Here is a 12,211-nt window from a genome sequence, read left to right as displayed (position 1 = left end):
CAAACATGCATACCGCCTGGTATTTGAATACTTGGAAACGTTTTATAATACCAAACGAATTCATAGTCATTGCGATTATATGTCACCCGATGATTTTGAAGGATTGTATCAACAGGCAACTTTGGAATTGCTGGCAGGTTAGAATGAGAAAAACTCATTTTAACTTGTACTAAATCTTGACATAGGACCAATTCTTAACACTAAATATTCTGGATTGTATTTTATCGAAATTTATCAGCCGTTTTCTTGCTTATCTTTTCTTCTGTTCTGGCAAGTTCTGTAGAATCAGTAATGTTGAGTCTGTTCTCTAGTACCATGCATATCCTCCAATCCACAAACATTTATCAATGACATTCAAATCCTTTTATCAAAAGCCCCTCACCATCCCGGTAAGGGGCTTCTGATTTCACCTGTATTTCAACAAACGAATCTATTCGTTCTAAATCTCTAGCATATCTCTGCGCCTGCCGGCATATTCTTCTCCGGTGTTACCAGTGCGAGATTGCCGTCGGCATCCTCTGCGCAAAGCAGCATTCCCTCAGACAGAACGCCTGCGAGCTTCGCCGGCTTTAAGTTGACGAGAACCATAACCTTCTTGCCAACCATTTCCTCTGCGGAATAGTGCTGTTTGATTCCGGATACGATCTGCTTTACCTCACTGCCGATACGCACCTGGGAGCACAGAAGCTTCTTGGACTTCTTGACTTCCTCACAGGCGATGATCTCACCAACCTGAAACTGCATCTTTGTGAAATCGTCGAATGTGATCTCCGGCTTTGCCTCGATGTCGATGACGTTTTCCTCGGTCTCTGCAGCACCGCCGTTTGCGACAACCTGAGCCTTCTGGATCTCCTCAGCCTTTGCCTTTACCTCGTCCATGTCAAGACGGGCAAACAAAATCTCCGGCTTGTCGGTTACCTTTGTGCCATTGACATAACCACCGAAATGATCCATCTCCTCCAGCGGACGCTTTGTGGCACCGATCTGTGCAAGGATACGGTCTGTGGTATCCGGCATAAATGCTTCCAGCAGGCTTGCGCCGATAGTAATGCTCTCTAACAGATTGTAGAGTACGGTAGAGAGACGATCCTTCTTTGCCTCGTCCTTTCCAAGGATCCAAGGCTCTGTCTCGTCGATATATTTATTACATCTCTTGAAGATTGTAAATACTTCTGTGATCGCATCAGCCACACGAAGCTTATCCATCTTCTCCTCAACCTTCTTCGGTGCTGCAAGAATGACAGCCTTAAGATCGTCGTCAACCGGCTCGGCAACACCCTTATCCTCAGCAACACCGCCAAGGTATTTATTGGTCATGGAGATCGTACGGTTTACAAGGTTACCAAGTGTATTGGCAAGGTCGGAATTCATACGCTCTACCATGAGTTCCCATGTGATAACACCATCGTTCTCGAATGGCATCTCATGAAGTACAAAATAACGGACAGCATCTACGCCAAACATATCTACAAGATCGTCCGCATAGATTACGTTTCCTTTGGACTTACTCATCTTGCCTTCGCCCTGCAGCAGCCATGGATGACCAAATACCTGCTTCGGAAGCGGCTCACCAAGTGCCATGAGGATGATCGGCCAGTAAATCGTATGGAAACGGATGATATCTTTTCCGATCAGGTGAAGGTCTGCCGGCCAGAACTTCTTATAAAGATCTTCGCCGTTCTCATCAAGGCGGTTGTCACCGTCTACGTCATAGCCAAGTCCTGTGATATAGTTGCTGAGTGCATCCAGCCATACATATACGACATGATCCGGATCAAAATCTACCGGGATTCCCCACTTAAAAGAGGTTCTGGATACACAGAGATCCTGCAGTCCCGGAAGAAGGAAGTTGTTCATCATCTCGTTCTTACGTGACTCCGGCTGGATAAACTCCGGATGTGTATTGATATGCTCGATCAGACGGTCAGCGTACTTGCTGAGCTTCAGGAAGTATGCCTCCTCCTTTGCCGGCTGGCACGGACGTCCGCAGTCCGGACACTTGCCATCTACCAGCTGAGACTGTGTAAAGAAAGACTCGCAAGGTGTACAGTACATGCCTTCGTAAAATCCCTTGTAAATGTCGCCCTGATCATAAAGCTTCTTGAAGATCTTCTGTACCTGCTTCTCATGATCCTCATCCGTGGTACGGATAAAACGGTCATAAGACGTATTCATCAGATCCCAGATTGATTTGATCTGTCCTGAGACATCATCTACGAACTTCTTCGGTGTAACTCCTGCTTCCTCTGCCTTAAGCTCGATCTTCTGACCGTGCTCGTCCGTTCCTGTCTGGAAGCGTACATCGTATCCCTGCTGTCTCTTGAAGCGCACGATACTGTCTGCCAGAACGGCTTCGTATGTGTTACCGATATGTGGTTTTCCTGACGTATACGCGATCGCGGTTGTCAGATAAAATCTCTTTTTCTCTGCCATCTACTGTCCCTCTTTTCCTAAAATTCTAATTACCCTATCTTATTTACTTTAGTATTCCTCCCCCGATTTGTCAACCGTTCCGGGAAATTTGACTGTGTTAATTTGCTGCTTGTCCAATCCGCAGTATTCTTCCACTATCTGCCATGATCGAATTTGACTGTGTTAATTTGCCACTCGTTCCGTTCCGGTCATGTGCCGGCGTCACCAATATGCAATTTTCTATTTCTGCATCTTATAGAGAAGCTCCATCTTCATATCATAATAGTTCGGTGTCATATCAAGATAATGCACATGCGGATTCTCGAAACGCTGCTCCTCAAGCCACATTTCTTCCTTCATCTGCTGATTCACATAGGAACGGATCTCCTCCAGAGACGGCTGTTCATAAACCAGCTTTCCGTCTTTAAAGATCGGCACCTGAAGCTCCTTGCCGGTGCAGTTGTCAAATGTTCGCTGGCGCCACGGAGCAACCGGATCCACATAGCGGAATGGCTTTGAAAGGTCGATTTCTTCGTCGTATTTACCGATCAGATCTGCCACAGCCTTCCCTGTCTCATCATAGATTCGGTACACCTTCTTAAGTCCCGGATTCGTAATCTTTTCCACATTCTCGGACACCTTGATCCTCGGCTGGTACTCGCCGTCGCGCTTCACGGCAGAGATCTTGTAAACAGCACCAAAAACCGGCTCACTCTTGGAGGTGATCAGACGCTCGCCCACACCAAAGCTGTCAATGCAGCCGCCCTGATCGATCAGGGAAGAGATCGTGTACTCATCGAGACTGTTGGATGCCACGATCTGGCAGTCCGTAAGTCCGGCGTCATCTAACATCTTTCTTGTTTTCTTGGAAAGATACGCAAGGTCACCGCTGTCGATGCGGACTCCCTTCAGACGTTTGCCCATCGGCTCTAACACTTCTTTGGCGATTCGGATCGCATTCGGTACACCGCTCTTTAAGACATCGTATGTATCGATGAGAAGTACGGTGCCGTCCGGATAAGTCTCTGCATACTTTTTAAAAGCGGTATATTCATCCTCATAATACATAACCCAGCTGTGCGCCATCGTGCCGCCTACCGGGATGCCGAACATCTCGCCGGAAAGCACGGTTGCCGTTCCGTTTACACCGCCAATGTAAGCTGCTCTTGCGCCATACACGGCTGCGTCCATGTTGTGCGCACGTCTCGCACCGAAATCAGACACGACTCTTCCCTGTGCCGCCCGTACGATACGGCTTGCCTTTGTTGCGACAAGAGACTGGTGATTGACCTGTAAAAGCACTGCCGTCTCCACAAGCTGCGCATCAATGAGCGGCGCAACGATCGTCAGAACCGGTTCATTCGGGTACATGATCGTCCCCTCCGGAAATGCATACAGATCTCCCTCAAATTTGAAATTCCGTAAATATTCGAGAAAATCCTCCTCGAAGATCTTCTGCTCACGCAGATATGCAATGTCATCGTCATCAAAATGAAGATCCTGAATATACTCGATGATCTGCTCAAGTCCGGCGAAAATAGAATATCCGCCGCCGTCCGGATTCTTCCGGTAAAATACATCGAATGCCACTCTTGCATCTCTGTCCTGCTCTCTGAAATATCCATTACTCATGGTCAGCTCATAAAAGTCCATGACCATCGTTAAATTACGTTTATCAAACTGCTTCATTGTCATCACGACCTTTCTCTCTCCAGCACCAAACTAAAACATTATTATATTATGTTCATATCCTATGATATTGGGGGCAAAAATATCTGACCCTTGTATCATCCTCTTAAATAACATTTACCTGACAGGACCGCATTGTTGCCAGTGCCGTCTCATGACTCTCCGGCGTCACGCCTGCACAGCATCTGCTGTCGACCGTCAAAGGTGTTTCCGGCAGCCACGCCTTTGTTCCAAGCACATTGGATACCACACAGATATCCGTACAAAGTCCGATAAATTCAATCGCTTCCGGGTTCAGCTCTGCCAGATCCTGCATCAGCTCTCTGCTGCCAAAGGTCGGCTTTTCATAAGTATCCGCACCTTCTGCAAGCTCCGCGATCTCGTCTGCAAGCTGCCAGCCCCAGGTTCCACGGATACAATGCTTCACCGGAAGATTACGTCCCTCCTGTGTCTCCGGATAATCCTCGCCATGCGTATCGTATGTATACAAGACCACATCTCCGTTGTCCTGATATTTCCGGATCTTCTCCACTACGGCCGGCACGATCGCCTGCGCTTCCTTCGTGCCGAGACTTCCGGAAATAAAATCATTCTGCATATCCACAACTACTAATACTTTCGCCATATTAATCCAACCATCCTTTCCCTGTCTGCAAGCCTGCTGCCACAGACAATGCCATACCCGACTCCTGTTCCGGCTGATCACGCTCTATCAGATCCGATGCTTCGATTCACCGGTTGATCACGCTCTATCAGAGCCAATGCTTCGATTCACCGGTTGATCACGCTCTATCAAAGCCAATGCTTCGATTCACCGATTTGTCAGGTTCCATCAGAATCGATGCTCCCATTCCCCGCTCTTTTTGCGGTACAGACAGGACGGGCGCCCTGAGCTTTTCGTGTCCATTCCCCCGGTCTTTTCCACGCGGTCAACGATCCACCGGCGGAAGTTCGGCTTGTGAAGCTGTCTCCCCAGGACCGATTCATAAATGGACTGCAGATGCGTCAGCGTAAACTCCTCGCCCGCCAACTCAAATGCAATGTCGGTATACTCCACCTTATTCTTCAGTCTCTGCAGCGCCGTCTTGATCACCTTTTCATGATCAAACGCAATGTCCTCCTCCGACAGGCACACATCCTCCGAAAGAAGTGTAAGACGATCATCCGCACCCAGCTTCACGGTAAACCACTTCACCTTCGCAGCGTCATCGCCCGCCACCGGATGAAGCTTCGCCTTCGGCACCAGTGCCATATATGCCACAGAGATCACGCGCATCCGCGGATCTCTCCCGACATCGCCAAACGTATAAAGCTGCTCCATATAAATATCCGAGAGATCCGTCTCTTCCTTCAGCTCTCTTGCCGCCGCTTCCTCCAGAGACTCCTCCATCTCCACAAAGCCGCCGGGGATCGCCCACTTACCAAGAAACGGATGACCTCCCCTCTCGATCATCAAAAGCTCCAGCGAATCGTCCTTCTCCGGATTCACGGTAAAGATCAGCATATCCACCGTAACAGCCGGCTTCTCATAGCGGTTCGGATCATACTGCCGAATAAACTCCGCTTCTGTTAATCCATTTTGATCCCGTACTTCCACCGATCATTCCTCCTTCTTAAAATATAATTCTCAATTTGAGAATTATATTGTTTGAATATGATTATACTCTTTGGGAGAATTATGTCAACCCTCTCTCAAAAATTTCTGTTGCAAATCCGATAAAATAGATATATAATTGATGAACTTTACACGAAAATGCACAGAAACATAGTTTTCACCAGAGCTCCCCTTTCACCCCTGCCCCGGCATCATAATGCTTTACATACACTCATCCAACACCTGGCTCAGCACACGGATCGACTCCTGAAGCTGCTCGTCCTCTTTTTCATCAAGCTCAATCTGAATGATCTGCTCCAGACCCCCGGCTCCGACAATACATGGCAGGCTTAACGCCATATCGCTGGCTCCATACTGTCCCTCCACCACGCCGGACACGGTCAGGATCGAATGCTCATTTCTCATGATGCATTCACAGATACGGCAAACCGCCATTGCCACGCCAAAGTATGTGGCTTTCTTACTCTCAATGATCTTATATGCACTGTCCTTTACCTGATCGTAGATCCTCTCCGTATCATTCTGATACTCGTCCGGCTGACACATGTCATAGAAGTCCCTCAGATCAATTCCGGACACATTGGCACTACTGAACACCGCAAGCTCGCTGTCCCCATGCTCTCCAATGATAAACGCATGCACACTTCGCGCATCCACACCAAGCTCGCCACCCAGCATACATTTCAGGCGCGCCGTGTCCAGCACGGTTCCCGAACCGATCACACGATGTCTCGGCAATCCCGAGAATTTCCATGCGGCATAGGTAAGAATATCGACCGGATTAGATACGATCAAAAGGATTCCCTCGACGTCTCTTGCCGCAATCTCACCCATGATCTGACGGAATATCTCGATATTTTTGTGTACAAGATCGAGTCTCGACTCCTCCGGACGTTGATTGCAGCCCGCTGTCACAACGATGATCGCACTGTCTGCAATATCATCATAATCTCCGGCATGAATTTTGGTCGGCATGGCAAACGGCATACCGTGCATGATATCCATTGCCTCGCCCTCCGCCTTCTTGCGGTCCACATCCAAGAGGACCATCTCCGAAAACAGTCCGCTCTGCATGATCGTAAATGCTGTTGCTGCTCCTACATACCCACAACCGATAATTGCTATTTTTCTATTATTCATGTCTCTAACCATACCTTTCTACGCTCTGTGCAAAAGCACTTTAATCATTTCGAATTATTTCGCATGGTTAGTATTCCCATAAACAGACATTTTATGACTGCTGTTTATTTGAAATAAAATAACAAAAACCATCCGGGAATCTTGAAACAGATCCACAGATGGTTTTCATCTACATTATAAAATTATTACAGCGCTCCGGCAAAAGGTTCGAAAAAGCTTCGCTTTTCCTCACTCGCGGGCGTCTGATTTTCTCTGAGACTTCACTTATAAACTCGCAAATCCGCTCTTTCAGAGCTCCTCCGCTTGTTTCACAAGCTTATTTGCTCGTTAAGAAGCCCAGAAAACCAAATGCCTGCTTCGCAGTCGCTTGGTTTTCTCTGAGGCTTCTTACATCTTTGCCCCGCATTTGCTGCAGAATGCGGCTCCCTCCGGGATTACTGCACCACAGTGTGGGCAGCATGCTCCGCCCTGCATCCGGACAACCTCGTCCTTCAGATCAGCGATCTCACTTAAAAGTGAGCTGACATTGGCGATCTGCTCATCAGCGATCTCGCCTTCCTTCTGCATATCGTAGTAACGCTTTCCGAGTGCAATGTACTCTTTATTCAGTGCATCCTCTTTGGATTTGATATCGAGCTTGAGCTTCGCTACACCGGATACTTCCTTCGCCTTCTGACTTACATCTCTGCCTGCGGTAGTCAGAGTTTCCTTCATACTGTCAAAAAATGCCATATTCATTACCTCCCTGAATCCTTTTGAATCCAACTGATACTGTGGATTGCTTCATTGCAAAGCAATCTCGTAATCCTACATCATATTATATATGATTATCTGGAAAAATCAACGCTTATCTCCGGCTTCTGCTTCTCCCGGTATCTCCGGACAATGCATTGAAAATCCTGTTATTTATTCTATGATCACACCACGATGCTCTACCGATGTCGAGAAGACGATCAGTGTATTCGTCCTGCCGTACTCCTGGAGCTCGCCAATAAACTGATCCAGCTCCGAGGTGCTCTGAAACAATACCTCCAGAAGCATCGAATAATCTCCGGTCACACAATTGCACTCCACAACATTCTTACACTCCTTAATATATGGATAAAACTTCTTCTTATCCTGCGGTATCACCTCAAGATTGATAAACGCTTTGATGTGATATCCCATCACCTCCGGATTGATCTGCGCATGAAACCCTTCAATATATCCTTTATTTACCAGAGTCTCGATCCGGGCAGATACTGCCGGTGAAGACAAATATACCTTTGCGGCGATCTCCTTGAGCGGAATCCTGGCATTTGCCTGAAGCATCTTTAAGATTTCAAAATCAATATGGTCTAGTTCGTTCTTTTTCATATTCCGGTACCTCCCCGTCCTTCTCTGTCCTGTTTTTGGTACTTTGCTTAATTTATTTGTGTATAAACGAGCAAAACGGCATAGTTTCCTAGAAAACTACGCCGTTGTATAAATAAAATATAGCATATCTATTTCATTTTGTCAATTTAGCCTACAATTCGTCTTGCACATGCCGGCTGGTTGTAATACATGCTGGAGGTTGTGATGCCGGTACGGGCTGACTGTGCATGAACAACACGTCCACCACCGATATACATTGCCACATGACCAACACGTCCGCCGTGCTTGTAGAAGATCAGGTCGCCCGGCTGTACGTTGGAAAGGCTTACGCTTCTTCCGCATCCAGCCTGTGCTGCTGAGGAATGTGGAAGGGAGTAACCATACTGACCATAGATCGTCATGGTAAATCCGGAGCAGTCAGCACCGTTTGTCAAGCTTGTACCACCCCATCTGTATGGGTTGCCGACAAACTTCTGTGCATAGCTTGCGATATCTGATCCTGTTGATCCACTTGCTGATGCCGTACTTGATGAGCTTGAACTACTGCTTGATGATGAGCTGCTTGAGCTCCTCCGTGAGCTGTAGCTGCTTCTTGATGAAGTAGAACGTCTGCTTGAGCTGCTTCTTGATGATGAACTGCTGCTTGTGCTTCTGGTAGAACGGGAAGCGGCAAGAGCGGCAAGTCTCTGTCTCTGTGCTCTCTTCGCAGCCAGCTTTCTGCGATGCTCTGCTTTGATCTCAGCCATGGACTTTGCATGCTTGAATCTTACATGAAGAGTAACATACTCTTTACGAACATAACCCTTGGTATCTCCATCAATCTCGATCTTGTACCAGTGATCGGTTGACTTGATCACATCATAATTTTCTTCAATTGGAATCTGTGTTAAAATCTTTGACTTGATATCTGCTTTCTTACGAACATTCAATGTGACAACAGATGTCTTAACACGAACATATTTCTGTCCATACTTACCGATCATCTTCTTCGCATCATCACCGATCGCAAGATAACTCTTCTTAATATAACCGGTTACATTGCCGGAACGGATCTTTGCCCAGCCGTTCTTGGTCTTTAATACATCTGCGGAACAGCCCTTGTAAAGTCTGCCGACGATCTTACTGTGGGTGTTTGGCTTTCTACGCACATGTACATAGTCACTTGCTGTAGAGATTGCCTTAACATCCATATCTGTCACAAGACCCTTGTCCACACGCTTTGGCTGATCATTCTTCTTCGGTGCTTTCTTCTTGACCGGCTCCGCCGTTGCCTCTGTGGTTGCCTCCGGTGTTGCAGATACGGAAGCCTCCGTCGCTGTCTGTGCCGGCTGTGAAACCGATGAATTTATAATAGAATCCTTATTATTAGATGAAAACTTGTCCAGAGAAAGAGAGATTCCTGCCATATTCAGTTCACGACAGATATTCGCTGCTGTAGGAACGACAAACGTTACGGCAAACCCTGCAATCAGTGTTGCTGTAAGTCCCAGACAAACTGCTTTCCTTTTAAATCTTCTCGACTTTAACATATCCAAAATCCTTTCTGTAAATCGTACTTCTTAATTCTATGTCTTCCTTATTCTGTATAAAGTTCTATGTCTATCAAAATATTACATAATTGTTACACGTTATTAACAATTATAGTAACACCGCTCTAATTTGTCAACCTGCATTTTGTGAATTTTTTAAGAAAATATTACCGTTTTCTGTGCATATTTCACGAATAACATGCGAAAAGTCCCACTTCCAATCGAAGCAGGACTTTCTACCCATGTAGATATATTGTTATATATTTCCAGTATATTGTGTTCTACTTGTGTGGTCACTTCCGAAATATTTCGGTAACTTCCGGCAGCTCTGCACTATTTACGTACAATGACAACCTGTTTCGCTGTGGTGTACGGATCCGTAAAATCAACCTGTTTCCGGCGCTCCTCCGTGATCGTCATCCCAGCCACGCCGACATCTGCCATCTTACGCTCAACGTTTGCCAGAATGGAATCGAAGGCTGTATCATTTATCTCAAGATCCATATCAAGCATATCGCAGATAGCTTTCATAATATCCACATCAATGCCGACAACATTTCCTTTGTTATCTTTGCTTTCATAAGGAGGAAACTCCGCATTTGTCACCATGACCAGCTTGCCTCCGGAATGCTTTTTCTTTTGCCATTGATACGCCGTCTTCTGCTCACCCTCCTGCAGCCATGCTTGCCGGATCGATGCAAGTGTTCCGTTCTGCTCGAGCTTTTCCAGCGCCTCATTGATCTTGTCACGCAGACCGGTCTCTTCTTTATTGACAGCGATGCCATACTCTTCCTTCGCATACGGCTCCTCAAGGATCTTCACATCACTATACTGCGCCGCAAACACCTTCGCCGGAGCATCATCGATCATCACAGCATCAACAACACCCTTGCGCAGAGCCTTGACCGCATCAATGCCTTTGTTAAACTGCTTTGTTTTGGCATTCTTGATATCACTGGCATAAATATCTCCGGTTGTTTTCATCTGAACACCGATCGTCTTTCCTTCCAGATCGTCCAGCGAGCGGATCTTATCCTCCTTTCTGCCGCAGCCTGTAAACAGCATACAAACTGCAAGCAGCAATATCCATGATCGCTTCATTTTCATCCCTGCCTTTCCCATCCTGCCTTACATCACAATCTGATCGCGTCCTCCGTTTTTACCAACATACAGCTTTTCGTCTGCCCTCTTGATCACCTTTTCATAGGACTCTCCCGGAGCACTCTGTCCCATACCAAATGTCATTGTCACCCGGATGGTCTGATCTCCATAGCACACCTGCAGATCCCTGATTGCCTGCTGCAATTTGTCGATTCGTTTTCTTGTCTCCTCCAGATTCATACAATAAATTACAAGAAATTCCTCGCCGCCCCAGCGGCTTGCAAAGCCATCCTCACCGACATTTTCCCGGATCTGTGCAGAGATTGTTGTCAGCACCCTGTCTCCTGCCGCGTGACCGTAAGTATCGTTGACTTTCTTGAAAAAGTCGATGTCACACATCACTGCTGTGTATTCTGCACGCTGTCCCACCAGCACCTCAAGCATTTGATTGCCGCTCCGGCGGTTGTACAATGCTGTCAGCGCATCCATTTCCACCAGCTTCTGCAGATTCGTCCGCATCTTATCGGCGTATATTCCGATATCTCCAAGCTCATCCTTGCGGTTGCGGATCCTCTCGTCAAGCGTCTCCCCGAGCGTGCCCTCCGATATCGTCTGCAGAAAATGATTGATCGTGTTGATATCCCGGATCACCCCGGAGGAATATTGTCTGGTGCAAAGCATCGCCACCAGCACTGCGACCAAAGAAAACAGGACAAATCCCAGCAGCGTTCTCAGGATCTTCTGATACACAAGTGTCAGCTTCTTGCCGGCAAATACCATTCCAACCGGTTTGTTTCCATCATTCTCCAGCGCCTTGTAATAACCGATGTATTCCGTCCCATCAACATCGACATGATCAGCATAATAATCCTTTCCTTCTCCGAGAACCACATCCGTCACTTTCTTCTCCGCGCTGGTGCCTGCCGCAGAAACACCGTATTGATCCTCAACCGTGGTAAGGATACGGGTTCCTCCCCAGAATATGGTAGTATCAATGCCCGACTTTTCCTTGACCTTATACAGCATCGTGGAGTCAGTGATGTTCATATTGCCCTTCAGCAAAATCCCGTTCTCGTACTGATAATCACCCCGCACGGTAAGATCCAGGCAATCGACCATCATCGTGGTCGTGGAAGCAAGCTCGTCCCGGATGCTCTGACTGTAAAAATGATAAAACAACAGCACTCCGATGCTCAACACAAATACAGTCAGGATCACGGTCGGTAATGTCACCATCAAAAGCAGGCTTCTCCGAATACTTTTTCGTTCTCCGCTCATAGCCTCCCCCCTTCATCTGTCACCGACAGCTTCTCTGCCGGACAGCGTTTCGTAAACCCCCATGCCAAATACTTCGTTTGATCGGTCAGCT

The 12,211-nt window shown here is 47.1% G+C and carries 10 protein-coding genes; all 10 read right to left on the bottom strand.

Features of this window, described 5'->3' with window-relative positions; translation table 11 throughout:
* Nucleotides 1-447 precede the first annotated feature (447 nt).
* The gene (gene metG / locus ACZLMD_RS08900; protein ID WP_489495574.1) at nt 448-2,433 is read right to left on the bottom strand and encodes a methionine--tRNA ligase; all 1,986 of its coding nucleotides are present in this window, start codon (nt 2,431-2,433) and stop codon (nt 448-450) included.
* A gap of 219 nt (nt 2,434-2,652) precedes the next feature.
* On the bottom strand, nt 2,653-4,101 hold the full coding sequence (locus tag ACZLMD_RS08895; RefSeq protein ID WP_118559110.1) for a nicotinate phosphoribosyltransferase: 1,449 nt from the start codon (nt 4,099-4,101) through the stop codon (nt 2,653-2,655).
* Between the two features lie 106 nt (nt 4,102-4,207).
* Entirely contained in the window at nt 4,208-4,726 is a 519-nt protein-coding gene (locus ACZLMD_RS08890; protein ID WP_022306877.1) for a cysteine hydrolase family protein, read from the bottom strand.
* Nucleotides 4,727-4,933: 207 nt separating this feature from the next.
* Nucleotides 4,934-5,698, bottom strand: a complete 765-nt coding sequence (locus tag ACZLMD_RS08885) for an NUDIX hydrolase (protein WP_022306878.1) — start codon at nt 5,696-5,698, stop codon at nt 4,934-4,936.
* Between the two features lie 219 nt (nt 5,699-5,917).
* Nucleotides 5,918-6,856, bottom strand: coding sequence for an L-lactate dehydrogenase (locus tag ACZLMD_RS08880; RefSeq protein WP_489495573.1), 939 nt, complete (start codon nt 6,854-6,856; stop codon nt 5,918-5,920).
* Between the two features lie 387 nt (nt 6,857-7,243).
* Nucleotides 7,244-7,588 (bottom strand): zinc ribbon domain-containing protein, encoded by a 345-nt coding sequence (locus ACZLMD_RS08875; protein ID WP_022306695.1) that lies wholly within the window; start codon nt 7,586-7,588, stop codon nt 7,244-7,246.
* A gap of 174 nt (nt 7,589-7,762) precedes the next feature.
* Entirely contained in the window at nt 7,763-8,212 is a 450-nt protein-coding gene (locus ACZLMD_RS08870) for an Lrp/AsnC family transcriptional regulator (RefSeq protein WP_022306696.1), read from the bottom strand.
* Between the two features lie 146 nt (nt 8,213-8,358).
* Nucleotides 8,359-9,741 carry a C40 family peptidase gene (locus tag ACZLMD_RS08865; RefSeq protein ID WP_118559106.1) on the bottom strand — a complete coding sequence of 461 codons (1,383 nt, stop codon included), beginning with the start codon at nt 9,739-9,741 and terminating at the stop codon, nt 8,359-8,361.
* A 333-nt stretch (nt 9,742-10,074) separates the two neighbouring features.
* A complete protein-coding gene (locus ACZLMD_RS08860; RefSeq protein WP_486818870.1) occupies nt 10,075-10,842 on the bottom strand; it encodes a transporter substrate-binding domain-containing protein in 768 nt (255 codons plus the stop codon).
* A 27-nt stretch (nt 10,843-10,869) separates the two neighbouring features.
* On the bottom strand, nt 10,870-12,120 hold the full coding sequence (locus ACZLMD_RS08855) for a sensor domain-containing diguanylate cyclase (RefSeq protein ID WP_486818871.1): 1,251 nt from the start codon (nt 12,118-12,120) through the stop codon (nt 10,870-10,872).
* Nucleotides 12,121-12,211: the final 91 nt, after the last annotated feature.

This window comes from Jutongia sp., from assembly GCF_057878315.1.
The sequence above is the reverse complement of the archived record's forward strand: the minus strand, read 5'-3'. Positions and strand labels throughout refer to the sequence as shown.